The 26,726-nt window shown below is 64.0% G+C and carries 25 protein-coding genes and 1 tRNA gene; 4 read left to right on the forward strand and 22 right to left on the reverse strand.

From position 1 onward, the window contains the following. Positions 1 to 13 precede the first annotated feature (13 nt). Entirely contained in the window at positions 14 to 3,331 is a 3,318-nt protein-coding gene (locus HMPREF1138_RS10540) for a tetratricopeptide repeat protein (protein WP_009055223.1), read from the forward strand. A gap of 56 nt (positions 3,332 to 3,387) precedes the next feature. Here HMPREF1138_RS10540 and HMPREF1138_RS00445 read toward each other — a convergent pair. Next, a tRNA-Val gene (locus HMPREF1138_RS00445) sits at positions 3,388 to 3,461 on the reverse strand. Positions 3,462 to 3,563: 102 nt separating this feature from the next. After that, positions 3,564 to 3,965: a DUF3052 domain-containing protein gene (locus tag HMPREF1138_RS00450; RefSeq protein ID WP_039936275.1), complete on the reverse strand. Its 402-nt coding sequence runs from the start codon at positions 3,963 to 3,965 to the stop codon at positions 3,564 to 3,566. A 324-nt stretch (positions 3,966 to 4,289) separates the two neighbouring features. On the opposite strand from HMPREF1138_RS00450, the gene aceE reads away from it, so the two are divergent. Together aceE and HMPREF1138_RS11430 are read left to right on the forward strand one after the other, a co-directional pair. Then, positions 4,290 to 7,037, forward strand: coding sequence for a pyruvate dehydrogenase (acetyl-transferring), homodimeric type (aceE, locus tag HMPREF1138_RS00455; RefSeq protein WP_009055197.1), 2,748 nt, complete (start codon positions 4,290 to 4,292; stop codon positions 7,035 to 7,037). A 306-nt stretch (positions 7,038 to 7,343) separates the two neighbouring features. Further along, positions 7,344 to 7,745, forward strand: a complete 402-nt coding sequence (locus tag HMPREF1138_RS11430; RefSeq protein WP_337459472.1) for a flavin reductase — start codon at positions 7,344 to 7,346, stop codon at positions 7,743 to 7,745. 80 nt (positions 7,746 to 7,825) lie between these two features. Here HMPREF1138_RS11430 and aspA read toward each other — a convergent pair whose 3' ends face one another. The 18 genes from aspA to rpsB all read right to left on the reverse strand — a co-directional run bounded on the left by aspA (position 7,826) and on the right by rpsB (position 24,214). Beyond that, a complete protein-coding gene (aspA, locus tag HMPREF1138_RS00465) occupies positions 7,826 to 9,238 on the reverse strand; it encodes an aspartate ammonia-lyase (protein WP_009055207.1) in 1,413 nt (470 codons plus the stop codon). A 136-nt stretch (positions 9,239 to 9,374) separates the two neighbouring features. Next, positions 9,375 to 9,755 (reverse strand): phosphopantetheine-binding protein, encoded by a 381-nt coding sequence (locus HMPREF1138_RS00470; RefSeq protein ID WP_009055230.1) that lies wholly within the window; start codon positions 9,753 to 9,755, stop codon positions 9,375 to 9,377. Continuing rightward, entirely contained in the window at positions 9,755 to 10,258 is a 504-nt protein-coding gene (locus HMPREF1138_RS00475) for a DUF3145 domain-containing protein (RefSeq protein WP_021611768.1), read from the reverse strand. The genes HMPREF1138_RS00470 and HMPREF1138_RS00475 overlap by 1 nt, the downstream gene beginning before the upstream one ends. Before the next feature lie 170 nt (positions 10,259 to 10,428). Next, a complete protein-coding gene (def, locus tag HMPREF1138_RS00480; RefSeq protein ID WP_009055186.1) occupies positions 10,429 to 10,920 on the reverse strand; it encodes a peptide deformylase in 492 nt (163 codons plus the stop codon). Position 10,921: 1 nt separating this feature from the next. Next, positions 10,922 to 12,730: a proline--tRNA ligase gene (locus HMPREF1138_RS00485; protein ID WP_009055190.1), complete on the reverse strand. Its 1,809-nt coding sequence runs from the start codon at positions 12,728 to 12,730 to the stop codon at positions 10,922 to 10,924. Positions 12,731 to 12,808: 78 nt separating this feature from the next. Beyond that, on the reverse strand, positions 12,809 to 13,225 hold the full coding sequence (locus HMPREF1138_RS00490; RefSeq protein WP_009055170.1) for a hypothetical protein: 417 nt from the start codon (positions 13,223 to 13,225) through the stop codon (positions 12,809 to 12,811). 108 nt (positions 13,226 to 13,333) lie between these two features. Then, entirely contained in the window at positions 13,334 to 13,837 is a 504-nt protein-coding gene (locus HMPREF1138_RS00495; RefSeq protein ID WP_009055192.1) for a hypothetical protein, read from the reverse strand. Positions 13,838 to 13,854: 17 nt separating this feature from the next. Further along, positions 13,855 to 15,021, reverse strand: coding sequence for a flavodoxin-dependent (E)-4-hydroxy-3-methylbut-2-enyl-diphosphate synthase (gene ispG / locus HMPREF1138_RS00500; protein ID WP_039936278.1), 1,167 nt, complete (start codon positions 15,019 to 15,021; stop codon positions 13,855 to 13,857). Positions 15,022 to 15,144: 123 nt separating this feature from the next. Further along, positions 15,145 to 16,386 (reverse strand): M50 family metallopeptidase, encoded by a 1,242-nt coding sequence (locus tag HMPREF1138_RS00505; protein ID WP_009055168.1) that lies wholly within the window; start codon positions 16,384 to 16,386, stop codon positions 15,145 to 15,147. Positions 16,387 to 16,388: 2 nt separating this feature from the next. Further along, complete coding sequence (dxr, locus tag HMPREF1138_RS00510; protein WP_009055219.1) at positions 16,389 to 17,660, reverse strand: 1-deoxy-D-xylulose-5-phosphate reductoisomerase; 1,272 nt, start codon at positions 17,658 to 17,660, stop codon at positions 16,389 to 16,391. Continuing rightward, entirely contained in the window at positions 17,660 to 18,208 is a 549-nt protein-coding gene (locus HMPREF1138_RS00515) for a DivIVA domain-containing protein (protein ID WP_009055203.1), read from the reverse strand. The genes dxr and HMPREF1138_RS00515 overlap by 1 nt, the downstream gene beginning before the upstream one ends. Beyond that, entirely contained in the window at positions 18,208 to 18,912 is a 705-nt protein-coding gene (locus HMPREF1138_RS10435) for a DivIVA domain-containing protein (protein WP_009055174.1), read from the reverse strand. The genes HMPREF1138_RS00515 and HMPREF1138_RS10435 overlap by 1 nt, the downstream gene beginning before the upstream one ends. Then, positions 18,909 to 20,093 carry a 23S rRNA (adenine(2503)-C(2))-methyltransferase RlmN gene (rlmN, locus tag HMPREF1138_RS00525; RefSeq protein WP_155887110.1) on the reverse strand — a complete coding sequence of 395 codons (1,185 nt, stop codon included), beginning with the start codon at positions 20,091 to 20,093 and terminating at the stop codon, positions 18,909 to 18,911. The genes HMPREF1138_RS10435 and rlmN overlap by 4 nt, the downstream gene beginning before the upstream one ends. Before the next feature lie 92 nt (positions 20,094 to 20,185). Next, positions 20,186 to 21,097, reverse strand: a complete 912-nt coding sequence (locus HMPREF1138_RS00530) for a phosphatidate cytidylyltransferase (RefSeq protein ID WP_009055184.1) — start codon at positions 21,095 to 21,097, stop codon at positions 20,186 to 20,188. Then, the gene (frr, locus tag HMPREF1138_RS00535; RefSeq protein ID WP_009055199.1) at positions 21,097 to 21,654 is read right to left on the reverse strand and encodes a ribosome recycling factor; all 558 of its coding nucleotides are present in this window, start codon (positions 21,652 to 21,654) and stop codon (positions 21,097 to 21,099) included. Before frr ends, HMPREF1138_RS00530 begins: the two co-directional genes overlap by 1 nt. A 38-nt stretch (positions 21,655 to 21,692) precedes the next feature. Beyond that, positions 21,693 to 22,403, reverse strand: coding sequence for a UMP kinase (gene pyrH / locus HMPREF1138_RS00540; protein ID WP_009055178.1), 711 nt, complete (start codon positions 22,401 to 22,403; stop codon positions 21,693 to 21,695). 130 nt (positions 22,404 to 22,533) lie between these two features. Further along, entirely contained in the window at positions 22,534 to 23,361 is an 828-nt protein-coding gene (tsf, locus tag HMPREF1138_RS00545; RefSeq protein WP_009055172.1) for a translation elongation factor Ts, read from the reverse strand. A gap of 25 nt (positions 23,362 to 23,386) precedes the next feature. Then, positions 23,387 to 24,214 carry a 30S ribosomal protein S2 gene (gene rpsB, locus HMPREF1138_RS00550; protein WP_009055225.1) on the reverse strand — a complete coding sequence of 276 codons (828 nt, stop codon included), beginning with the start codon at positions 24,212 to 24,214 and terminating at the stop codon, positions 23,387 to 23,389. Between the two features lie 422 nt (positions 24,215 to 24,636). Here rpsB and HMPREF1138_RS00555 point away from each other — a divergent pair, with 422 nt between their 5' ends. Then, positions 24,637 to 25,152, forward strand: a complete 516-nt coding sequence (locus HMPREF1138_RS00555; RefSeq protein ID WP_081495940.1) for a M23 family metallopeptidase — start codon at positions 24,637 to 24,639, stop codon at positions 25,150 to 25,152. A 14-nt stretch (positions 25,153 to 25,166) separates the two neighbouring features. Here HMPREF1138_RS00555 and HMPREF1138_RS00560 read toward each other — a convergent pair whose 3' ends face one another. Both HMPREF1138_RS00560 and HMPREF1138_RS00565 read right to left on the reverse strand, forming a co-directional pair. Then, positions 25,167 to 26,078 carry a tyrosine recombinase XerC gene (locus HMPREF1138_RS00560; RefSeq protein WP_009055183.1) on the reverse strand — a complete coding sequence of 304 codons (912 nt, stop codon included), beginning with the start codon at positions 26,076 to 26,078 and terminating at the stop codon, positions 25,167 to 25,169. Between the two features lie 4 nt (positions 26,079 to 26,082). Then, a partial coding sequence (locus tag HMPREF1138_RS00565) for a DNA-processing protein DprA (RefSeq protein ID WP_009055195.1) occupies positions 26,083 to 26,726 on the reverse strand: 644 nt, incomplete at its 5' end.

Consider the following 26,726-nt stretch of genomic DNA (forward strand, 5'->3'; position numbering starts at 1 on the left):
GTAGACTGTGCGCATGAGCACATTGAGGGCAGCAGTCAACATCTCCACAAGCATTGTCAAGTCTCTTGTGAAAGTAGCCGGCTTCGGCTTCGTCGCTGACGCAATAGAAGGTGGGCAAGAGCTCTACCAGCTCGCATGCAGTCTCAAAGACGAAACGTTCGGGAGTGCAGAAGCGCAGATGAGCGGAGCGCTCAGAAGCACGATCAAGAACGAGTTCGAAATTATCGAAGATGGCCTTGTTGTATCCGGCCTTGATTTGAAGAGTATTGATCTATTCATTGGCAGCCTTGAGACCGCGGCCAATGAAACCATAAGAAAGCTCCTCGATGACGAGGATGCATTATGTGAGGCAATCACAAAGCCCGAAACATTCCACGCCTACGTTCTGGAAAAATCGAAACAGGTACGAGTGAACTTCAAACCAGAAGAGGAGCACTACCTCGACAACCTCCTACGCTGCATTGCCGACGAATACCTAGTTTTGGCCCCAAATTCTCCACGCTACAACATGGCTGCACTTAAGGCCGCGCTCGAACAGCTGTACGAAATTATCATAGAAGTAAGAAATATCAAAAGCATCATTGCATCGACAGCAGAAGCTCACAGTAAACAACATGAACAACTCCACAACGATATTGAATCATTGCGCACAGCTCACATAGACACGAGCACTAAAAGTTGTCCAAAGAAACTTAACAATAATGTTTGGGGCAGCCGCCCACGACCGCTGAGACACTGGATCGAACGATACCCTGAAATTGATGGCCAAACACTACAGGATCGTATTTTGAATCCGAGTACGATAAACTTCCCAAGCTTCAACGTATTAATCGGACATGCAGGAAGTGGAAAGACGCGCCTTGCCGCCGCGATAGCAGACAGATGTGAATCCGATGGATGGTCACTAGTCGCATGGATTAACGCCTCATCTTACAACACAATTACGAACGATATGATAGCATTTGGAGAATCGGTACTCAACGTGATGACAGGACTCTTCGAAGACAGAACTGTTAGAGTCAATCAGGTATTGTCAGTACTGCGGACAAGATCTTACACCAACTGCATCTTTATCTTCGACAATATTCAAAACATCGACGACTTATCCAGCCTACTTCCAAGCGGACCAGGCATACACATACTCGCAACGACTAGAAATAGGAACGGCTGGCGGCACCAGGACAACTGGAATGAATATATAATCGAAGACTTTACACGCAACGATTCAATCAAACTACTTCAGGACATTACGAAAGACGCGAATCGAGAAGCGGCAAATAACATTGCAAATTACTTGGGTGACTTGCCATTAGCGATAGCACAGGCAGGAACAACGTGCGCCCACTACTATCAAAACCTTGAAGACTACTTCAACGATATACAGTTACACAACGTCGACCGACTCCTTGAAGCCATTGAAGGAACTGAATACAGCACAGGAACCATAACGGCACTACACTTTGCCGTCACAACAACCTTAGATCGCTTGAGCGATGTTACGATACAAATTGAAGCCAAGAAAATACTCACAATCCTATGCTTCCTTGCAGAATCTGGCATACCAAGTAAATGGTTAAAGTTTAGTAACTTTCACTCTAGAAAAGCCTACTCACTCCTTTTTGACTTTTCGATAATATCCGAATCAGCCGATGGCGAAGTTGCTTTCATTCATCGACTCCAAGCACTAGCACTACGCACACACTTAACACCTAACGAACGCGCCATAGCTGAATTAACTTGCGTCAACTTCCTTATCCAGCATTATAAAGACTCTTCAGGCGCCGATACCATCACCACACACAGAGATAGGGCAATAGCGATTACTTCGCAACTCTCGGCTATGAGCCAGCAGCCTCACTCCCATTCCCTCTTTAGGCACGATGAGCTACAGAGCGCTCTGTTCGAGCTACTAGCCTTTGCATATGATCGACATACTGCACACCATACAATAACACTCACACACGCTCTTGGAATTATACAAAACCTGTTAGGAATTGACAATCTAACCGTATTATGCGCGCGCAACAATCTCGCTGAAGCATATTACGACAATGGATACATCATTGAAGCAATTCGCCTATATTCAGAGACTCTTGATCATTGCATTCAGACCCTAGGTGCCAATCATATTGAAACAAGAAATACGCGTAGCAACTTGGCAGACGCATATTTCCAGGCTGGTCACCACGAGAGAATCATAGAGCTTTATGAAGATGCCCTGAATAATGACTTGAAGTCGCTCGGCTCCACACATATCGAGACGCTCACCACGCAACAGCACCTCGCAGATGCGCATTCACGTTCCGACTTAATCGACAATGCTCTGAATCACTATCGAATACTTGCCGATAACCTCACTCAAGCGTTGGGCCCAGATGATGTCGACACTCTGAACGCGCGCTGCAGACTTGCTTTCACATATCACTCAGCTGGATACATTGATGACGCAATCCGGCACTTCAGCACATTGTTACGTGACTGCCAGATAGCACTCGGCTTGAATCATTTTTTAACTCATGAAGTAATCAACAACCTCGCACATACATACAAAGTAGCAGGGCGTAATAACGAGATTATCACTTTGTTAACAGAGGCACTTGACGCTAGTGCACAAACCAACGGGCCAACACATTATTTTACTCTCGAGCTCCAAAACGATTTGGCTAATGCGTACCTCGATATGTCCGATATTGACAGTGCCATATCCGAATTTGAGGACATCTTAAGGAAACGCCATTCAAATAATGACGACACTCAGCATGCGCGATATAATCTTGCGGAAGCACACCTCAGGGCGAAGCACTACGACACTGCCATTCATCACTTTCAAGTCATTGTTGACGAGCTTCAACATTCTAGCGGCATAACTAGTATGCGCACCCAACGAGCTCGTCGCAATCTTGCATCCGCCTATCACGAAGCCGGTAACTTCAAAGAAGCTTTGCGTCACCTTCGTAAGCTTTACAACGACTGCACTGACAGTCTAGGACCGGACCACCTTGACACTCTCGAGAATTACCAGCATCTCGCAAACCTAGTTCTAGATATAGGTTACTTCGAGCTGGCAATACAATATTTCGACAATCTATATAGAGACTATCGACGTATTTACGGATCGAAACACATTAATACATTATCATCGCGTTTCGCTCTTGCAAACGCATACTTGGAAAGCAACCGAACTGGGGAATGCATAAATCATTTGAAGGAGTTACTTGAGACGTGTGTGATCACTTTGGGGAGTGAGCACGCTCTGACAGTAACAGTCCGCGAACATCTTGAGACAGCCAAGGAAGAGTCCGGACAGGAGAAGGAGACACCCGCCGAATAGCGCGAGCAAATACGCGTTGGGGCCGGAAGCTTTTGCTTCCGGCCCCCGGCGTTTTGTGGGCCCTACCGGGCTCGAACCGATGACCTTCTGGGTGTAAACCAGACGCTCTAGCCAACTGAGCTAAAGGCCCCACGCAGGCGCCAATCTACCAGAATCGGCGTCCGCGGTCACATCCGAGGCCGAGCGTCACAGCGCACGGCAGCGCAGAGGAGCCCCGGCCTCGTCGATGAAACTATCGGCGCGAACGCGGACGCGCGGTCAGGCGCACGCCCGCCCAGTTCGCCCCCAGCGCCGTCGACGTCGTCGCGTGCAGGCCCGCGATCTCCGCGGCCTCCTCCACGTCGCCAACCCTCACAGAATTCGGGCGCCCCGGCTTAGGGATCAGCACCCAGATCAGGCCGCCGTCATCCAAGTTCGACATCGCATCCACGAGCACGTCCGCGAGATCCTCCTCCTCGGCGTCATCCGCGCGCCACCAGACGATCGCGCCGTCCACGACGTCCGCGTAATCGACGTCAACGAGCGGCTGACCCGTCTCCCCTTCAATCGCGTCGCGCACACCCTGATCCACGTCGTCATCGACGTAAAACTCCTGCACGATCGCATCGGACGCAAAACCCAGGCTCACTGCCATCACGCAGCACCACCCATCGACGAGCTGGCGCTCAGTGTCATATCAACGTTCACGCCTTCATCCTAGGGCATGAAAGCAGGTCGAATGCAAGGGATAACACCAATCGAAACACCCCTTCCAAGCAACGCCCCCGTGACCAGCAGCTTTACTTTTCCGCGGCATCACGAGGCGCGGTGATACGCACCTCATAGGCTCGCGCGCACCCAAACACTCGCAAAGCCACACCATTAGTGGGACAATGGTCCCGATATGTGCGATGTCGACCGAAGACACCGCCCACGAACGCTGCACGTCGCAGCTCCGAGTCAAGCGAGAAGGTACACCGTGAGCCAACTCCACGAGTCACGCCCCGTCGTCGTCAACGGGCTGATCCCTCAGGTCCCCGACAACGACCCCCAGGAAACCGCCGAATGGGTCGAGTCCCTGACCGGACTCATCAACGAAAAGGGCGGCCCCCGCGCGCGCTACATCCTGCTGCACATGCTCAGCGAAGCGCGCCGCAATGGCGTTCAGCTCCCCCAGGAATACACAACCCCCTACGTCAACACCATCCCCGTTGACCAGGAGCCGTACTTCCCCGGCGACGAAGCCATGGAGCGCGAATACCGCCGTTGGATCCGCTGGAACGCCGCCGTCCAGGTGACGCGCGCCCAGCGCCCCGGCGTCAAGGTCGGCGGACACATCTCGTCCTACGCCTCCGTCGCCACCCTCTACGAGGTCGGCCTCAACCACTTCTTCCGCGGCAAGGACCACCCCGGCGGCGGCGACCACGTCTTCTTCCAGGGCCACGCCTCCCCCGGCCCCTACGCCCGCGCCTTCCTCGAAGGACGCCTCTCCGAAGAGGAGATGGACGGCTTCCGCCAGCAGGTCTCCACCGCTCACGGCCTGCCCTCCTACCCGCACCCGCGCCAGCTCGACCACTTCTGGGAGTTCCCCACGGTCTCGCTCGGCCTAGGCCCCGCCGAAGCCATCTACCAGGCGTGGTTCGACCGCTACCTGCACATGAACGGCATCAAGGACACCTCCCAGCAGCACACCTGGGCCTTCATCGGCGACGGCGAAATGGATGAGCCCGAATCCCGCGGCATGCTCCAGCTCGCCGCCCAGCAGCGCCTCGACAACCTGACCTTCGTCATCAACTGCAACCTCCAGCGCCTCGACGGCCCGGTGCGCGGCAACGGCAAGATCATCCAGGAACTCGAAGCCTTCTTCAAGGGCGCCGGCTGGAACGTTATCAAGGTCATCTGGGGACGAGGCTGGGACCAGCTCCTCGCCGCCGACAAGGACGACGCCCTCGTCCACGTCATGAACGAAACCCTGGACGGCGACTACCAGACGTTCCGCGCGAACGACGGCGCCTACGTGCGCGAGCACTTCTTCGGCCGCGACCCGCGCACCAAGGAAATGGTCAAGAACTGGACCGACGACCAGCTGTGGGAACTCAAGCGCGGCGGCCACGACTACCGCAAGGTCTACGCCGCCTACAAGGCCGCCATGGACCACACCGGCCAGCCGACCGTCGTCCTCGCCCACACCATCAAGGGCTACGCCCTCGGCACGCACTTCGCCGGCCGTAACTCGACACACCAGATGAAGAAGCTGACGCTCGAGGACGCCAAGCAGCTTCGCGACCGCCTCCAGATCCCGATCACGGACGAAGAACTCGAACGCGACCCCTACAAGCCCCCGTACTACATGCCGCCGGCCGACCACCCGGCCCTGCAGTACATGAAGGAGCGCCGCGAAATCCTCGGCGGTTGGGTGCCCGAGCGCCGCGCCGACCGTGCGCCCAAGCTCCCCACCCTGCCCACGCGCCCCTTCGAGGCGCTGTCCAAGGGCTCCGGCAAGCTCGAGGTCGCCACGACCATGGCCCTCGTGCGCCTCATCAAGGACCTCCTCAAGGACAAGGAGGTCGGCAAGTACTTCGTTCCGATCATCCCCGACGAGGCCCGCACCTTCGGCCTGGACGCGATCTTCCCGTCGGCGAAGATCTTCAACACGACCGGCCAGTCCTACACGCCCGTCGACGCGGACATGATGCTGTCCTACCGCGAGTCCGAGCAGGGCCGCATCCTGCACACGGGTATCACCGAGGCCGGCTCCTCGGCCGCCTTCCAGGTCGTCGGCACGGCATACGCGACGCACGACCTGCCGATGGTACCGATCTACATCTTCTACTCGATGTTCGGCTTCCAGCGCACGGGCGACCAGTTCTGGGCGGCGGGCGACCAGCTGACCAAGGGCTTCGTCATCGGCGCGACCGCCGGCCGCACGACGCTCGCGGGCGAGGGCCTGCAGCACATGGACGGTCACTCTCAGGTTTTGGCCGCGACCAACCACGCGTTCGTGTCCTACGACCCGGCCTACGCCTACGAGATCCGCCACATCATGGCGGACGGCCTGGAGCGCATGTACGGCGACGCGGGCGGTCGCGACCCGAACGTCATGTACTACATCACCGTCTACAACGAGCCCATCCACCAGCCGGCCGAGCCGGAGAACGTGGACGTCGAAGGCATCATCAAGGGCATCTACAACCTCGATGAGCACCAGAACTTCGGCGGCCCCAAGGCTCAGCTGCTCGCCTCTGGCGTCGGCGTGCCGTGGGCGCGCGAGGCCCGCGAGCTGCTGGCCCGAGACTGGGGCGTGGACGCCGCCGTGTGGTCCGTGACCTCGTGGAACGAGCTGCGCCGCGACGGCCTGGACGCCGAGGAGCACAACTTCCTGCACCCCGACGAGCCGCGCCGCACGCCTTACGTGTCCGTCAAGCTCGAGGGTCGCGAGGGCCCCTTCGTCGCCTCCTCGGACTTCGACCGTATGCTGCCCGACCAGATCCGCCAGTGGGTGCCCGGCGACTACCACGTGCTCGGCGCGGACGGCTTCGGCTTCTCCGACACGCGGCGCGCCGCTCGCCGCTGGTACCACATCGACGCCGAGTCGATGGTCGTGCGCACGCTGGCCGCCCTGGCCGACAAGGGGCAGATCGACCCGTCGGTCGTCGGCCAGGCGATCGCGAAGTACGACCTGTTCAACTACTCCATCGCAGGCTCGGATCACGCCGGCGAGGAGTGAGCGCCGTTAGGCGCCCGCTCCTCCACCGCGGTGCCTAACGACAACTGACGAGGCCGGGGGCCCCACGCGGGTCCCCGGCCTCATCCTTCACGCCGATGGAACAGCGGCTGCCCACGCGCCGCGACCGGTGCACAATGGGAACATGCACGTTCCCTACGAAACAGAAAAGTTCTACTACGGCTTTCCCGTCTACATACTGGCCTACCCGGACGACGCCGTCGGCGTCGGCATCACGACGGGGTCCTCCTCGTACTCGCTGGGACAGATGGTGATGATCGGCTGCGATTCCACCACGCATGCCGATCGATCAAGCGCTTCGGAGTCTGCTCGCTCAATCTCTTCGGGGCCGAGGCCATGGGCCTGTTCGAGTACGCGGGCACCGTCTCGGGTGGGAACAAGCTCGCCGACGCGCACGTTCCATCAAGCGACCACGACGGCATCCCGATCCTCGACGATTCGCAGATGAGCCTCCTGTGCCGGGTCCTCGAGGCCACGGACGACGGCACTTACACGCACTTCCGCTGCGAGATCACAGGGCGCCTGGTCGACTCCTCCCTCGTCGACGAGCACGGCCGTTTCCGCTACGAGGAGCTGCACACCGTCGAGTACGTGGGTGACGCGCGCAGGCGCATCTACCGCTACTTCTCGGACCGCGTGGAGCGCTTCGGCACCTTCGTTCGTTCCTTCAAGGAGTCCCTGCTCCCCTAGCGGCACCGGCAAGCGACCAGGCCGGGGCCCCACGCGGGAACCCCGGCCTGCGCCATTCGCTCAGGCGGCAAGGATCGAGCTCACTCCTCCTCGGTGCCCGCGTACTTCGGGTGCGCGAGGTTTTCGGGAGACAGGATACGCTCCACCTCGGCCTCGGAGAGGAGCTCCATCTCGTGGATGACTTCGCGGACAGTCTTGCCTTCTGCGGCGGCGCGCTTGCCCACGACGTCGCCCAGGTGGTGGCCGATGACGTCGTTGAAGTAGGTGACGATGCCGATGGAGTTCTCCACGTAGCCTCGGCACACATCCTCGTTCGCGGTGATGCCCGAGACGCAGCGTTCGCGCAGGGTATCGCAGGCGTTCACGAGCAGGTTGATGGACTCGATGAGCGCCTGTGCGATGACGGGCTCCATGACGTTGAGCTGGAGCTGGCCGGCCTCGGCCGCCATGGTGACGGTGTGGTCGTTGCCGATGACCTTGAAGCACACCTGGTTGACGACCTCGGGGATCACCGGGTTGACCTTCGCCGGCATGATCGACGAGCCGGCCGCCATCTTCGGCAGGTTAATCTCGTTGAGGCCGGCGCGCGGCCCCGACGCCAGCAGGCGCAGATCGTTGCAGACCTTCGACAGCTTCACGGCGCTGCGCTTGATCGTGGCGTGCATGGACACGTAGGCACCCGTGTCGGAGGTCGCCTCCAGCAGGTTCGGGGAGCCGACGACGCGCGCGCCCGTGATGCGCCGCAGGTGACGCACGACGACCTGCTGATAGCCGTCCGGGGTGTTCAGGCCCGTTCCGATCGCGGTCGCGCCCAGGTTCGTCTCCAGGAGAAGCTCTGCGTTGTTCACCAGGCGCTCGTCCTCCTCGCGCAGCGTGTGCGCGAATGCGGAGAACTCGCTGCCCAGCGACATGGGGACGGCGTCCTGGAGCTGCGTGCGCCCCATCGTCAGGATGTGTCGGAACTCCGCGCCCTTCTCGTCGAAGGAGTCGGCCAGCTCGTCGATAGCCTTGCGCAGGCGATTCACCTTGCGCCACAGAGCGATGCGGAAGGCCGTCGGGTAGGCGTCGTTCGTCGACTGGGAACGGTTGACGTGATCGTTGGGGTTGATGACGTCGTAGTTTCCCTTCTCCTCCCCCAGGATTTCCAGCGCCAGGTTCGCGATAACCTCGTTCGCGTTCATATTCACGGAGGTTCCGGCACCTCCCTGGAACTGATCGACGGGGAACTGGTCCATGCAGCGCCCGTTTTCAATGATCTCGTCGCAGGCGGAAATGATGGCCTCAGCCTTCACGGGCTTCATGGCCTTGAGCTGCATGTTCGCCATGGCGCAAGCCTTCTTCACCTGCGCGAAGGCGCGGATCAGCTCGGGTGCCTCGTTGATGGTGCGGCCAGAGATCTGATAGTTCTCAATGGCGCGCAGCGTGTGAATGCCCCAGTACGCGTCATCGGGTACTTCACGCGTGCCAAGCAGATCCTCTTCGGTGCGGGTCAACGTCGTTCCTTCCGTTCGAGTCAGCGCCGGACAACCCCCGGCGATCCGCCTCCATCGTAGGCCCGAAGCACCCTATTTTCAGGCACTTTACGAACATTGGGAACGTCGTTGACACTCCCCTAACGTTCCCCTTGCGTCAGGACTGTGAAGCGGCGGTGGCGGCCGCGTCGAGCAGGTCCCCGAGGGTCTGCCACCCCTCGATCTGCGCGTCGCTGAAACCCACCTTCGCCTCGCGTTCGATGCGCGCGACGACGGCGTACAGCGATACGTCATCCATGTCCAGGTCCGAGCGCAGCGTCAGCTCCGTTCGCGCGTGCGCAGGCTCCAGGTCCGCCTCATCGAGGACGGCCTCCATCGCGGCCTCGCGCGCGAGCTCCGCGGCCGTGGGGCTCGCCGACGACGAGCCGACCGACGAGGCCTGGGCCGTGTCGGGGGCTTCCCCGTCGGCGTCGGGATCGACCAGCTGCGCTAAGCCCGCACGCAGCTGGTCACCCAACAGGTCAGCGATAGACCCCATCAGCCCACCCGGTTGTTCAACCAGCGCACGGGCGCGCCGGCGCCGGCGTGACGGAACGATTCGAGCTCGTCATCCCAGGCCTGACCGAGGGCCAAGTCAAGCCCCTCGAGCAGCTCCTGATAGGAGGAGGCGGACTCCATGGCGGCGCGGATACGATCCTCGGGGACCACAACGTTACCCACGGAATCCATCTGAGAGTGGAAGATACCCAGGGACGGGGTGTGGCACCAGCGTCCCCCGTCGCTCGAGGCCGTGGCTTCCTCAGTCACCTCGTAACGCAGGTGCTCCCAACCGCGCAGCGCGGACGCCAAACGGGCGCCCGAGCCGATCGGTCCTACCCACGAAAACTCGCAGCGAACCATGCCCGGCGCCGCTTCCTGATCCGACCACTGGAGGCGGACCTCCTGGCCGAGCGCGGTGCCCAACGCCCACTCGATGTGCGGGCACAGAGCTGGCGGTGTTGAGTGCACGAAAAGTACACCGCGGGTGTATGACCCTCTCATTGTTCCTCCTGTTGGCTTTGTCAGGATCGTCTTCCCCTACGTCCTAAGTCGCCGCGAGTCGCAATGAACCGTGCCTGATCGGCACGCACGATGTGATTACAGGATAGTGGAACGCGCCGAGGAATGCACTCCATTCCTCGGCGCGTTCTCACGCTGTGGCGCCGTCTCTCTCAGAAGCCAGCGTTGCGGATGTCGCGCAGCGCCTTCTTGCGAGTCGGGCGATCCAGACGGTCGATGTAGATGTGGCCGTCCAGGTGGTCGCACTCGTGCTGGATGCAGCGGGCCATGAGCTCCTCACCCTCAACGACAACCTTCTTGCCGTCCAGATCCGTGCCCTCGCAGCGCGCGTACCAGGCACGCTCGGTTGGGTACCACAGGTCCGGAACCGACAGGCATCCCTCGTCGCCGTCCTGGTACTCGTCCTCGCTCAGGGCGACGATGCGGGGGTTGAGCACGTAGCCGATCTCCCCGTCGATGTTCCAGGAGAAGGCACGCAGGCTCACGCCGATCTGGTTGGCTGCGAGACCCGCGCGCCCGTCCATGTCGACGCCCTCGAGCAGGTCCTCGACGAGAGCCTTCACGTTCGGGGTGATGTCCGTGATCGGGTCGCACACGGTGCGCAGGACCGGGTCACCGATGATGCGGATGGGACGAATAGCCATGTCACTCCCCCTTCAGGGCCGCCGCGTGGGCCTCGCGCAGACGAGCGACGGCCTCCTCGACGGGCACCACGATCGTCTCACCGGTGGCACGCACGCGGATCTCGACCTGGCCGTCGGCCAGCGACCGGCCCACGACCAGACCGAAGGGTACGCCCACAAGCTCGAAATCCTTGAACTTCACGCCCGCGCTGACCTTCCGGCGGTCGTCCACCAGGACGTCCAGGCCGGCCGCGTCGAGCTGCTCACCCAGAGACTGTGCGGTCTCGAAGACCTCGTCGCCCTTGCCCGTGGCCAGGACGTGCACGTCGAAGGGGGCGATCTGCGCGGGCCAGCTCAGTCCCTTGTCGTCGCAGTTGGCCTCGGCCAGGGCCGCCATGACGCGGGTGACGCCGATACCGTAGGAGCCCATGGTCACGACCTGGGTCTTGCCGTTCTCGTCGAGGACGGTCAGGCCCAGCGCCTTGGCGTACTTGCGGCCCAGCTGGAAGATGTGGCCGATCTCGATGCCACGCTCCAGATGAAGGGGGCCCGAACCGTCGGGGGCCAGGTCGCCCTCGCGCACCTCGGCGGCCTCGATCGTCCCGTCGGCGGTGAAGTCGCGGCCCATGACCAGGTTCAGGACGTGACGCTGCTCGGCGTTCGCGCCCGTCACCCAGGCTGTGCCCTCGACAACGCGGGGATCGACCAGGTAGCGCACGGAACCGGAGGCGTTGCCCTCCTCATCCACGACACGCTTCGGCGAGTTGGGTCCCAGGACCGTGGGGCCGATGTAGCCGCGCACCAGCTCGGGGTGCGGCTCGAAGTCCGAATCCGACGCCATCTCGACCTCGGCGGGAGCCACGGCGGCCTCGAGGCGCTTCATGTCGACGTCGCGGTCGCCGGGCACACCCACGACGAGGAGCTCGCGCTGCCCGTCCGGGTGGGTGAGCGTCACGACGACGTTCTTCAGCGTGTCGGCGGCGGTCCAGGGACGATCATCGCGCGGATACTGATCGTTGAGCAGATCGACGAGCGCCTCGATCGTGGGGGCATCGGGCGTGGGGACCTCCACGGGCGCGGGCACGCCGGACGCATCGACGGCCTCGGGGACGGGGGTCGTCACGGCCTCGGCGTTGGCAGCGTAGCCGCCCGGGGACGCCACGAACGTATCCTCGCCGATCGGCGAGGGGTGCAGGAACTCCTCCGAGCGAGAGCCGCCCATCGCGCCACTCATCGCGGAGACGATGACGTAGCGCAGGCCCAGGCGCTGGAAGATGCGCTCGTATGTGTCGCGCTCAGCCTGGTACGAGGCGTCCAGGCCCTCGTCGTCAATGTCGAAGGAGTAGGCGTCCTTCATGACGAATTCGCGGCCACGGATCAGGCCGGCGCGCGGACGCGCCTCGTCGCGGTACTTCGTCTGAATCTGGTACAGAGTCGCGGGCAGGTCCTTGTACGAGGAATACATGTCCTTCACCAGGAGAGTGAACATCTCCTCGTGAGTGGGGGCCAGCAGGTAGTCGCCGCCCTTGCGATCGTTCAGCTTGAACAGCGTCGGGCCGTACTCCTCCCAGCGGTTCGTCGCCTTGTAAGGCTCAGCGGGAATCAGGCCCGGGAAGTGCACCTCCTGGGCGCCCATCGCGTCCATCTCCTCGCGCACGATGTTCTCGATCTTGCGCAGCGTGCGCAGGCCGAGAGGAAGCCACGTGTAGATGCCGGGGGCACAGCGGCGGATGTAACCGGCGCGAACCAGAAGCTTATGGGAATTGACCTCGGCGTCGGCCGGGTCCTCGCGCAGGGTCCGCAGGAAGAAAGTCGAGAGATTTCGAAGCATGGTCCAAGAGTACGGCACGCGCCGCCAGGTGGGCCACCGGCACAGCCGTGTGGCCCCTCATCGGGGGCTCGAAGTCCCTCAGATGAGAGCACCGACCCCCAGCTCGCGCTCGCGCGCCTGCGGGTGCGCGGCGTAGTAGCGGCGCGCCATCCACCCCGGGTAGGCCCACTCGGGCATGCCACCCAGGTACAGGGACTGGACAGCGACCAGGATCATGGCGGCGAGGAGGCCCAAGAGCAGAGCGCAGGGGCCGAGCGTGTCGAGACCGGCGGCCTCACGACCCACCAGGTCAGCGGTGACGAACCAGACGACGGAGAGCAGGGGCATGAGCGGCCACACCAGGCGCGTCATCTCCGCGCTGGCCGATCCACCGCGCAGATCCATGCGCATCGCGACGCGACGGGCGCTCGCGCCGACGCCGGACCACGTCCACGCCCACAGGAGCGCGACGAACAAGCCCACGAGCGCGAGCAGAGCGGTGGAAGTGACGAACACCGTATCCCCCTTCGGATAGTGCAACATCCCCGTCGGCGTTGCATACGAAGCGATACTACAACACCAACGGGGATGGCTGTCCAACCGAACGGGCTCGAAGGAGACTAATCAGGCATCGGCAAGCCCGCCGACGCATGCCTCGCGGATGTCGCGCAGCATGGACAGGGACGACAGGGACTCCGCAGTGACGCCCGCCCACACGAGCGCCAGCTCACGGCCCGAGGCCTCGTGACGCTCGCGAATGTGCAGCAGGGTGCGCGACGGGGACAGGGGCAGCAGGGCGATCACGCACGTGCCCGAGGCCGGGGCCCCCGCGGGAGCGCCGGGCGCGGCCACCCGCATGAGCACGTGATCCTCCTCCTCAACGTCCACGATCGTCGACTCGTCCTCGGGCTCAAAGGCGCGCCCGAGCACGTCCCACACGACCGAGGCGGGGGCGTCGATGGCGACGCCGCGGTCCACGACCACGTTCGCGCCAGGCAGGAGCAGGTCGCCGGGCAGCGACACGTCGGCCTGAGACGCGGTCAGGCCAATGCGCCGCGGAAAACCGCTGGCCGCCAGCGCGCACGCGCCGCCGATCAGGGACAGGCAGGCAAGGGTACGAAGACGCATAATGAATCCTCCAACGCTCAGCGATCGATGCCCGGAAGTTTCACGTCCGGGGCGGTGATCGGGGCAACCTCAACGGTTCCGGACCCCGGTTCGAGGCCGAGTTCCTCGGCCAACGCGTTAGCACGACGGATCAGTGTCTCGACGATCTGGTCCTCGGGCACCGTCTCCACCACCTCACCGCGGATGAAGATCTGGCCCTTGCCATTGCCCGAGGCGACACCCAGGTCCGCCTCGCGAGCCTCACCCGGGCCGTTGACGACGCACCCCATGACGGCCACGCGCAGCGGGACGGTCAGGTCCTTGAGCCCTTCGGTGACGTTCTCGGCCAGCGTCCACACGTCCACCTGAGCTCGGCCACAGGAGGGGCAGGACACGATCTCGAGGGTCTTGTCACGCAGGCCCAAAAACTCCAGCATCTTCGTGCCCACCTTGACCTCCTCCACGGGAGGCGCCGACAGGGAGACGCGAATCGTGTCACCGATGCCCTCGGCCAGCAGGATCGAGAAGGCGGACACGGACTTAATCGTGCCCTGGAAGGCAGGCCCAGCCTCGGTGACACCCAGGTGCAGCGGCCAGTCCCCCGTCTCCGAGAGCATCCGGTAGGCCTGAACCATCGTGAGCACGTCGTGGTGCTTGACCGAAATCTTGAAGTCGTGGAAGTCGTTCTCCTCGAAAAGAGAGGCCTCCCAGATCGCCGACTCGACCAGGGCCTCGGGCGTCGCGCGGCCGTACTTCTTCAGCAGGCGCGGATCCAGCGAACCCGCATTCACGCCGATGCGCAGGGAGACGCCGTGATCGGAGGCCGCCTTGCAGATGTCCTTCACCTGGTCGTCGAACTTACGGATATTGCCCGGGTTCACGCGCACGGCGCCGCAACCGGCCTCGATCGCCTGGAATACGTACTTCGGCTTGAAGTGAATGTCCGCGATGACGGGAATACGGGACTGCTTCGCGATGATCGGCAGCGCATCGGCATCCTTATCCGTCGGGCACGCGACGCGCACGATGTCACAGCCCGCGGCGGTCAGCTCCGCGATCTGCTGCAGCGTCGCGCCAATATCGTGTGTCTTCGTGGTCGTCATGGACTGGACGGACACCGGCGCCCCACCGCCCACGGGAACGTCTCCCACCATCAGGCGATGCGTCTGCCGACGCGGGAACGGCGACGCCGCGACGTCGGGCATACCAAGATTGATTTCACTCACCCGCCCATTATCGCGCACCCGGGCCATTCCTTCCCACGCGGACGCCAGCCACGTGGGAAGGCTCGCTTTCCGCCCGCCGCCGATAGGGTCGGCGCCGCCACGTCAACCGAGGGACACGGGCTTGACGATGTCGGCGACGATCAGGATGACGCTCATCGCGACGAGCAGGCCGCCCACGGCCCAGGTCAGCGGAACCAGGCGAGCCGTGTCCGCGGGACCCGGGTCCTGCGCGCCCCGCAGGCGTGCCGCCTGGCGGCGCACGCCTTCAAACACGGCGCCGAGGATATGACCGCCATCCAGAGGCGGAAGCGGGATCAAGTTGAAGACGAAGAGCGCCATGTTCAGCGACGCCAGCAGACTCAGCAGCACAGCGACCACCTGACGGGTGTCGCGCAGGCCCAGGGCCGCCGAATCCCCCGTCACCTCACCGGCCATGCGGCCCACGCCCACGACCGACACGACGCCGCTCGCATCACGTTCCTCGTCGGTGACGATTGAGCGACCCACCTGCCACACGGCCTGCGGCAGGCGCACAACCACCGAGGCGGTGCCCGTGAACATCTGCCAGTCAGCCCGAGCGACGTCCGCGGGCGAGGCCGACACGTACTCGTAGGCGGCCGTCACTCCCACGTAACGCGCGCCCTGAGCAGCCGTGACAGGCGTCACCGTCAGATCCACGCGTCCACCGTCACGCTCAACGGTCAGAGTCGCGGACTCGCCCTCGGGGGTCGCACCCACGGCCTGCTGAAGCTCCGCGAAGGTCGCGACCGGCTGCCCGTTCCACGCCTCCACCGTGTCCCCGGGACGCACCCCCGCCTCGTAGGCGGGAGAAGCAACCTCACCCGAGGACGTGGAGATCGTCGCCGGCACCGCCGCGATGGTGCGCGAGGCGGTGGGAGCCCCGATCCCGATCATCGTCACGGCGCTGAGCACGATCGCGATCAGCAGGTTCATGAGGGGCCCGCCCAGCATCACCACGACCTTCTTGGGCGCGCTGAGCAGGTAGAACGCGCGATGCTCCTGCCCCTGCGGGATCTCCTCCGCCGAGGCCTCGCGAGCCTCCTGAGCGAGCGTCGGCTTACCACCCCGCCCCACCAGGCGCGTGCCCGGGCGCGCCGGCGCGTACATGCCGACGATCTTCACGTAGCCGCCGAGCAGGATAGCGCGCAGCGCATACGTCGTATCCCCGATCTTCTTCTTCCACAGGGCTGGACCGAAACCCACCGCATAATCCGGCACCAGGACGCCGAACTTCTTGGCAGGTAGCATGTGCCCCACCTCGTGCAGCGCGACCGACGCCAAAATCCCCACGATGATGACGACGATACCGACGATAGAACCCACGCTCACATATCCTTCCATTGACCAGCCGCGACACACTCGCGTGCGCGCCGGTCGGCCCAGCGCTGCGCGGCCACAATATCCTCCAGCGAGGGGTCCGCGACACCCTCATGCTCATGAACGATCGCCGACACAGTGTCGACGATCGCGAGCCACGGAACGGTGCCCTCGATGAAGGCGTCGACCATCACCTCATTCGCGGCGTTGAGCACCGCGGGGTGCGTGGCCGAAGCGCCGACGGCAAAACGCGCCAGATTAATCGCCGGGAACGTCTGGTCGTCCACCGGCTCAAACGTCCACTGCGAAGGATTGCCCCACGACAGGGGCTCCTCCACGCCATCGAGGCGCTCCGGCCACGTCAGCCCCAGCGCGATCGGCAAGCGCATATCCGGAGGGGATGCCTGCAACGTCGTCGCCCCATCGCGCCACGTCACCATCGAGTGCACGATCGACTGCGGGTGAACCGTCGCCACAATATGCTCCGGCTCCACGTCGAAGAGCAGGTGGGCCTCGATCAGCTCCAGGCCCTTGTTGATGAGCGTGGAGGAATTGATCGTCACGACCGGACCCATATCCCACGTCGGGTGCGCCAGCGCCTGCGCCGCGCGCACCCCGCGCAGCTGCTCGCGAGTACGACCACGGAAAGGCCCGCCCGAAGCAGTCAGCACCAGGTCAGCGACCTCCGAGTGCCCCGACACGACCGGCGACGTCAGCCCCCGCTCGTGCACGCCCGAAGCCAGGGCCTGCGCGATCGCCGAGTGCTCCGAATCCACCGGCACGATCTGCCCGGGGAAACGCATCGCATTCTTCACCAGCGCGCCGCCCACGACCAGCGACTCCTTGTTCGCCAGCGCCAGGCGGGCGCCGCAGCGCAGGGACGCGAGCGTCGACGACAACCCCACGCCACCCGTAATACCGTTGAGAACCACGGGAGTGACACTCGGATACAGCTCCTCCGCGCGCTGAACCGAAGCACACACGACCTCGTCCGAGGCGTCCTCGCCGACGAATACCTCCGGGCACGTGCCGCCCATCGACTCCACGGCGGCCGCCAGCTCCGCGCGCACGTCGCGGGCCACGCCGACGAACGCGGGGTTCAAGGCGAGGACCTGCGCGGCGAGCTCGGTAACCGACGAACCGCCAGCACTCAGGCCCAGTACGTCGAAACGGCCCCGGTTCGCTTCGATGACCTCGCGGGCCTGCGTGCCAATCGAGCCGGTCGAACCGAGCAAAACAACGGGGATGGGGCCGAGCCCGGACACGTGATGGCCAGCCATCAGTCGACCGCGAGCAGGATCTCGATCGCGCGCCCCAGGTAGGCGTCCACCGGCCCCTCGGCGTAGGCCTTCTTGCCACGCTTAGCGCGGAAGGTCGCGGTGCGAATCTCGTCCGCGGTCAACTCCCCGGCCTCGTCGAAGTAGGCGGCGATACGATCAAGCAGATCATCCACGGCCTCGCAGTCGTAGCCCCGCCCGCTGCTCGGGTGGGCGAAACGCTCACCGCGGGGGCGCTGGAGGCGCGGATACAGGGTCGTCGCGCGGTCCGCGACGCGGTCGTACCACGCGGCCTCGCCCTCGGCGGCCACGGAATCGGCGCGGTCACGCTTAACGAACGCAGCCTCCAGGCGGTTCATAGCGGCGTCGACGGCCTCGATGTTGTAGCCCCGGTTCTTCAGCTCAAAGGTCGCCAGGCGCACCTGTTCCGCGCTGAACTGCTCGGGAGGTAGACCCCCCTCGTACGCGCGACGCGCATCCTCAAAGAACGCATCGACCTGTCCGCGGTGGTATCCCTTGGAGAAGAAACCAACCTTAGGGAACTCAGTCATCATTGCTCCTTACTCTGAGTCATGGAACGAAGAATCTCATCGACGGCCTCCTGGGTGCCGAACTCGGCGGCCACCTGGTCCACGACCGTCTGGATGGGCGGATCGGCCGCGAGGCGATCGAGCATGCGGTCGACGTCGAGGCTATCGGTGGCCACGGGCGCGCTCGCGTCTACGGTCGGCGCGGGGACAACGAGTGCTTCTGGCGGCTCCGGGGACACCAGCACGTCACCAGAATCCGCCCGGGGTATACGCGTCTCAGGGGCGATTGGCCAGATGTCGGAGGCGGCGGGCGCCTGAGAGACTGCGGAAGGAATTGCGGGCACCTGAGAGACTGCGGAAGGAACTGCCGGCGCTTCGGGGCCGCTGCGCGAGTCGGTCAACGAGGCCGGGGCGGGCTCGTGCGCGTGCGCAGCCGACACTTCCTCGCCGGCCTCGCCCTCACGCTGGGCCGCCCACTCGCGGTCGCGATCAAGCCCCCTCAACACGCCGATCAAGCGATCGATCTCGGCGTCCACCTGGTCCATGTTGAAGCCACGGAACTTGACGGAAAACTCTATCTCCTCAGCCTTGCGGGCGGTCACGATCTGATCCGGCTCGCTCGCCTGCCCCCTGATTGTGCGCTCCACATCGGCGAGGAATGCGCGCACCTCGCTCATGTCGTAGCCCTCGCGCAAGAACGTGCGCGAAAAATCGTTCGTCCTCACGCGTGCTCCTCACCGGCGGACCTGCGCCCCTCGGAAACCGCCGTGGCCAGCTGACCGCACGCGCCGTCGATGTCAGAACCCCGGGTATCGCGAATCGACGTCGCAATTCCGTTGTCGCGCAAGCGCTTGACGAACGCATCCTGGGCATGCTTCGTAGACGCCGTCCAAATCGATCCCGGCGTCGGGTTCAGGGGGATCGGGTTCACGTGAACCCAGCCATGGCCTCGTTTGTTGAGCTCGTCTGCCAGAAGCTGGGCGCGCCACTCCTGATCGTTCATGTCCTTGATGAGCGCGTACTCGATCGACACGCGCCGTCCCGTTGCCAGGAAGTAGGCGCGGGCAGCATCCAGGAGCTCCCCGACCTTCCAGCGCGAGTTGATCGGAATGAGCTCATCACGCAGATCGTCGTCGGGAGCATGCAGCGACACCGCGAGCGTCACCGGCATCCCCTCCCCCGCGAGCTTCTTAATCGCGGGAACCAGGCCGACCGTGGAGACGGTAATATTGCGCGCGCTCATACCGAAACCCTCTGGCGCGGGATCGATGAGGCGATGCAGGGCGCCGATCACCGTCTTGTAATTGGCCAGCGGCTCACCCATTCCCATGAACACGACGTTCGACAGCGTCGTGGGTCCACCGGCGAGCGCTCCATCTCGGCATGCCGCCTGCGCGTAGCGGACCTGATCGACGATTTCCGCCGTCGACAGGTTACGAGTCAGGCCCATCTGACCCGTCGCACAGAACGGACACGCCATGCCGCAACCGGCCTGCGAGGACACGCACAGGGTGGTGCGCTGCGGGTAGCGCATGAGCACCGACTCCACCTGGGCCCCGTCGTACAGCCGCCACAGGTCCTTGATCGTGCGGCCGCCGTCCGCCTCCAACGAGACGACCTTCGATACGAGCGTCGGCAGGAGAGCCTCGCTCACCTGGGCGCGCATGCCAGCCGGAATGTCACTCATGCGCTCAGGGTCGGCCTCGAAGTGCGTGAAGTAGTGGCGCGAGAGCTGATCCGCACGGAATGCGGGCAGCCCCAGGTCCTTGAGCACCTGCTTGCGCCCGGCCGCGTCGAAATCAGCCAAATGCGCGGGCGCCTTGCCCCGGCGCCGAGCGGTGAAGGACAGGACGGGCTTCGCGTCCTTATGCGTCGCCCCCTCCGGCGGCTGATCGCTCGGGCGCACCTCTCGGCGCGCACCGTGGAGACGCTGCGCCGAGGCCGTGGCCTCCTCGCGGGAGCGAACCTGCGCCCCGCGTCCTGTCTTAGTCGTGAGGCTCAATGGCTCGACTCCCAAGAAATACCGGGCAGCGCCCACGCGAAGATGAAGTAGGCGACCGGCGCGCTCATCAGCAGCGCGTCCACCCGGTCCAGAACGCCACCGTGCCCGGGCAGGATGTGGGACATGTCTTTGAGGCCCGACTCGCGCTTAATCAGCGACTCGGTCAGGTCACCCATCGTGCCCACGAACGCGATCGAAACACCGGCGACGATGCCCCACCACCAGGCGGCACCCAGCAGCCACAGCCCCACGCAACCGACACCGACCGCCGTAGCCGCGGAACCAGCGAAGCCCTCCCACGACTTCTTCGGAGACAGAGCCGGCGCCATGGCATGCTTGCCGAACAAGACACCGGCAGCCCACCCGCCCGTATCGTTCGCGATGACCATCAGCTCAAAGACGACAAACACCCACGGATCGCGCCACGCCGCGAGCATTAGTACGACGAAAGAGGCCAAGAAGGGCACGTAGACGGCCGTGAACGTCGAGGAGACGACGTCACTCATCCGCGACTCCTGCCGCCGGTCGAGCAGCCTCCACGCAGCGCACACGAAGACCGTGATATACAGCGCGAAGAGCGTGCCCTCGCTGCCCAGCCACCACGCACACGTGATCATGCCGATCGCGCCCACGTACAGCGGTGTCACGGTGAGCGTGATGCCCATGCGCGCAAAAGCGCCGGCCAGCTCCCAGATACCAACGAGACACACGAAGCCGATGACGCCGACAAACGCCGGAAGCGAGGTAAACAGGGGGACCGCGACGGCAACGATGAGGACAACCGCCGTCGTGATCGCCTGCGGAAGGTTACGACCCGCCTTCCCCGTCGCCCCACTCGCTGGATGATTGTCGCGCGTGGGGCCCGGGGAAAAGATACGAGCCAGCAGTGAAGAATCCGTTGACGCCATCAGATCGTCAGCAGTTCGCTTTCCTTCGTCGCGAGCATCTTGTCGATCTGCTCCGTGTGAGCCTTCGTCATCGAATCAAGGTTCTTCTCTGCGCGATCGACGTCGTCCTCGGACGCCTCGCCATCCTTCTTGAGGCGATCCAGCTGATCCTTGGCCTTGCGGCGCACGCCGCGCACGGAGACACGACCATCCTCAGCCTTGCTCTTAGCCTGCTTGACGTACTCCTTGCGGCGTTCCTCGGTCAGCGCAGGCAGCACGACACGAACAATGTTGCCGTCGTCCGTGGGGTTCACGCCCAGGTCGGACTCGCGCAGCGTGCGGATAATCTCCTGCGTCGCCGTGCGGTCGAAGGGGGAAATCAGCACCGTGCGCGCCTCGGGAATCTGGAAGCTCGCGAGCTGCTGCATCGGGGTGGGCGCGCCGTAGTAGTCCACCAGCAGCTGCTCGAACATCGAAGACGTCGCGCGCCCCGTGCGGATGTTCGTGAACTCATGGCGGGCAGCCTCGACGGCCTTGTCCATCTTGTCCTCGGCTTCGAGGAGAATATCGTCGATCACTATGTGCTCCTTAACGTCAGTGGTCTGTGAAGGTTATATCACGCCGTCACTAGGGTACCGATTTCAGCGCCCATGAGCGCGCGCGTGACCGCGCCTTCCCCACCCATGCCGAAGATGCGAGTGGTCAGGCCATTCTCGCGGCACAGCGCCAGCGCCGAGCCGTCGATCACCTTCAGGTCGCGGCGCAGCGCCTCCGAATAGGTCAGCGAGTCGAAACGATGCGCGTTGGGGTTCTTGTTCGGATCGTCGTCGTAGACGCCGTCCACGCCGTTCTTCGCCACCAGGAGCTCGTCACAGTGAATCTCAAGCGCGCGCTGCGCCGAGACGGTGTCGGTCGAGAAATAGGGCAGGCCTGCACCGGCGCCGAACACGACGACGCGCCCCTTCTCCAGGTGACGGATCGCCCGCAGCGGCAGATACGGTTCAGCGACCTGGGCCATCGTGATGGCCGTCTGAACGCGTGCGGGAATCCCCGACTGGTCGATGAAGTCCTGGAGGGCCAGAGCGTTCATGACGGTACCAAGCATACCCATGTAGTCGGCGCGGGAACGCTCCAGGCCCTCACGAGCCAGCTGGGCGCCGCGGAAGAAGTTGCCACCACCGACGACAATCGCAACCTGCACGCCCTCGCGCACGGCGCTCGCCACCTGCTCAGCAATATTGCGGACGACCTTGGGGTCCAAGCCGATAGACCCACCTCCAAACGCCTCTCCGGAAAGCTTGAGCAAAACGCGGCGCTTCGTCGACATGACGCTTCTCCTTTATGACGGCCCGGGATGGGCGGAACGGTTAGGAACCATACTACCTGGTAAAAGGGAAGCGGCCCCGCCGTTAGGCGGAGCCGCTCCCAACTGTCAGCAAGCTGACGCACAGACCGAATCAGGCACCCACGTGCACGCGCACGAAGTTGGTGACCGTGGCACCGGCCTCCTTGAGGATCTGGCCGACGGACTTCGAGGGGTCACGGGCGTAGGCCTGGTCAACGAGGCAGTTGTCCTTGTAGAACGCGTTCAGGCGGCCCTCAACGATCTTGGGAACGATGTTGGCGGGCTTGCCCTCCTCGAGGGTGATCTTCTCGAGGGTGGCGCGCTCCTTCTCGAGCACGTCGGCGGGAACCGACTCGCGGTTGAGGTAAGCGGGCATGTAGGCGGCGACGTGCATCGCGATGTCGTGGGCAACGGCCTTGCCGGCAGCGTCAGTCACGACGAAGACGCCAACCTGCGGGGGCAGGTCCGGGCTGGTCTGGTGCAGGTAAAGGTCGACGTTGTCGCCCTCAACGCGCACGATGCGGCCAACCTGCAGCTTCTCGCCGATGATCGCGGCGAAAGCGTCCAGGCGGTCCTTGACGGTGCCCTCGCCCATGGGGGCGGCGAGCAGCGCGTCCAGGTCGGCGGCGCCGGAGGCAACGGCGGCGGCCAGGACCTCGTTGGAGAAGTCGATGAACTTCTGGTTCTTCGCGACGAAGTCCGTCTCGGAGTTGACCTCGACCAGCACGCCGACGGTGCCGTCGGTCTGCGCGGCCAGCAGGCCGGCGGAGGCCTGGCGGCCCTCGCGCTTGGACAGGGACTTCAGGCCCTTCAGGCGGATGATCTCGAGAGCCTTCTCGGCGTCGCCGTCGGCCTCGGTCAGAGCCTTCTTGACATCCATCATGCCGGCGCCGGTCTGCTCACGCAGCGCCTTCACATCTGCAGCGGTGAAATTCGCCATCGGATGATTCCTCTCAGTTAAAAGTTCAGTCCTGCTTGGGGGCTTCGGCGGCCTCAGCTGCGGCGGCGGACTCGTCGGCCTGAATCTCGCCCTCGAGGAGCTCGCGCTCCCACTCAGCCAGCGGCTCAGCAGCCGTCTCTTCGCCCTTGCCCTTGCGCACGTCGGAGCGAGCGATGAGGCCCTCGGCGACGGCGTCGGCGATCACGCGGGTGAGCAGCGCGACGGCGCGGATGGCGTCATCGTTGCCGGGGATGCGGTAGTCGACCTCGTCCGGATCAGCGTTGGTGTCGAGGATGGCGACGATCGGGATGTGCAGCTTGCGAGCCTCGGAGACCGCGAGGTGCTCCTTCTTGGGATCGACGATCCACACGGCCGAGGGAACCTTGGCCATGTCGCGGATGCCGCCGAGCGTGCGGGACAGCTTGTCCTTCTCGCGGCGCATCATGAGCAGTTCCTTCTTGGTGTGACCGGAAGAGGCCACGTCGTCGAAGTCGATCTGCTCGAGTTCCTTCAGGCGCTGCAGACGGGTGGCAACGGTCGAGAAGTTGGTGAGCATGCCGCCGAGCCAACGGTGGTTCACGTAGGGCATGCCGACGCGCTGGGCCTGCTCGGCCACGGCTTCCTGGGCCTGCTTCTTGGTGCCGACGAAGAGCAGGGTGCCTCCGTGGGCGACGGTCTGCTTCACGAAATCGAAGGCGATGTCGATGTCAGCGATGGTCTGCTGCAGGTCGATGATGTAGATACCGTTGCGCTCGGTGAGGATGAAGCGCTTCATCTTCGGGTTCCAACGGCGAGTCTGGTGGCCGAAGTGGACACCGGACTCGAGGAGCTGACGCATGGTAACGACTGCCATGGTTCGTCCTTTCCCCGCAAGTCGCGAGTGATCAGTGGGGTTTCCCCCGGGTTATCGGTTTGCTGTACGCGGTGCGTACCCTGGTGCCATGACCGGCGACCATCCCCAAAGGGACCGAAGCCGCCGCGCCTCGCTACCCTGGCGGTCTCCCGTAGGTCGCGATAAATGGCACGCGAAGTCACCTGCACAAGGCAAGTGCCCGGCTATCTTACCTCATGGACCCACTACCCTCCGGGACGTGGAGGGTGTGAGTGTGCCGACTTTCACGTTCATCGACGAGGCCTGGGTGGCCATCCACAGGGTGACGAGCCTCTCTCGCGCCGACGCCGCATTATCCACAGGGGTCTGCGCGTTCGGGGCGCCATGCACAGGACAACAACGTCGACTGGATCGCACAGGGGTCCCGGGCACATCGTGGACGTATGAATCACCGTCCGCTTCACGCCGAGCGTTCTCTCGCTGCTCTCGCACTGCTCCTCGGCGCCATAGTGCTCGCCCTCCTGGCTCCGCCAGCAGGCGGCACGGAGAGCAGCAAACTCTGGCAGTGGCCCAGCGGCTCCCCCGTGCCCGTCGTCACCTCCTTCGCTCCTCCCGCCCACGACTGGCTGCCCGGCAGACGGGGGGTCACCCTCTCCTATCCGTCCGGCTCGCCGGTCTACGCGTGCGCCAACGGGACGGTGACCTTCGCAGGCCAGGTCGGCGGTCGCCAGGTCGTGTCTGTTCGGCACGACGTGCGCGGCCGCGCGGTATGGTCCACCTATCTGCCAGTCACGCCGAGCGTATCAGCAGGGCAGGCCGTGACCGCGGGGCAGGTCATCGGGGTCGTCGAGGAGGGATCGGACACCCTGCACTGGGGAGCGAAGACGGGCCCGACCGCATATATCGACCCGATCCGCCTGACGGTGGGGCGGCCTCGTCTCCTCCCCTGGGACGGGTAGCGCCAGAGGAGGCCTCAGGCGCGAGGGTGAGCACGTTGATAGATGGCGCTCAGGCGAGCGGTGTCCACGTGCGTGTAGCGCTGCGTCGTGGACAAGGAGGCGTGGCCGAGCATCTCCTGCACGGCGCGCAGATCCGCGCCGCCTTGCAGGAGATGGGTCGCCGTCGAGTGGCGCAGCCCGTGGGGGGCGACGTCGTGTACTCCTGCCTTGGCGGCCAGCCGATGGACCATCGAGCGCACAACGCGAGGATCAATGCGCCCCCCGCGGTCGCCGAGAAACAGGGCCTCGCCACTGGATTGGGCGACCAACTGCGGACGGCCTCGGACCAGCCAGTGGTCGAGTGCCTCGCGCGCCGGCGGGCCGTAGGGCACGACGCGTTCCTTATTTCCTTTGCCGAGCACGCGCACGGTCAGAGCCTCACGGTTGAGTGAGGACACGTCGAGGGCACACACTTCGGACACTCGCAGGCCGCACGCGTAGGTGAGCTCGAGAATCGCCCAAGCGCGCATCTGCGCGGCACTCCCGTCCACCGCCTCAGCGCGGGCCAGGTTCATGAGGGTGCGGGCCTCGGACTCATCCAGGGGAGTGGGAAGACGTTGATCCGCGCGTGGGCTCGTCAGCGCCGCGGCCGGGTCGTTCGCCAGGATCTCCTCGCGCACGGCCCACGCCGTGAAATTGCGGATAGCCGCCGTGTGGCGCGCGATGGTCGAGCGTGCTCCCCCGCTGGCCAGCGTGTGGGCCAGCCACGAGCGGATGGAGCGGTGCGTGAGCGCCTGGCCGAACTCGCCGGCGGGCGCGTCCCATCGAAGCCCCACGTAGTCCAGGAGCGCTCGCAGGTCCCCCAGGTAGGCGTCGATGGTGTGCTCGCTCATGCGGCGGCTCAGTCGCAGATACTCACCCCACTGGTCCCCCACGCTCTCGATCATGCCGTCATCCTACGGCGTCCCCGCCCTCCCTGCGTGCCCACCCGCGGGTGGAACTGGTGACCAATCCAGCCACGGCCAAGTCCATCAGCGCACGGCTCACCTCCTCGCGGCCGAGCCCAGCACTGACGCAGATTGCGGACACATCCGCACACGCGCGTGCCGGAAGCGCTTCCCACACGCGACGCGCCACCGGGGGCAGGGCGGCGATGCCGTGATCTCGCTCGACCGGCATCCCGAAGAGCGGGGCGACATCCTCCGCCCCGATGGGGCCCGCCAGTTCCGCGGCGTCGCGGCCATCGCGAATGATCGTCGCGCCGTTCCTGGCCAGTTCGAGGCAGCCCACCGACATGGGCGCATCCACCGCCCCGGGCACGGCACCGAGCTCGCGTCCGCACCCCATCGCCCACCTGGCCGTGGCCAGAGCGCCCGAACGAGCCCCGGCCTCGACGACGATGGTGGCCGCGCTCCACCCGGCGATCAGCCTGTTGCGAGTCAGAAAACGCCACTTCGCGGGACGGGCGGTGGGAGCAACCTCCGAGACGATCAGCCCGCCCCTGTCGATGATCGCGCGGAAATCCTCGGTGTGACACGCAGGATAAGGATTGAGTACCCCGCCGGCCAGAACACAGATCGTTCGCCCGCCGCCAG

Origin of the sequence: Actinomyces sp. ICM58 (assembly GCF_000283035.1) — a bacterium.
Classification (GTDB): domain Bacteria; phylum Actinomycetota; class Actinomycetes; order Actinomycetales; family Actinomycetaceae; genus Pauljensenia.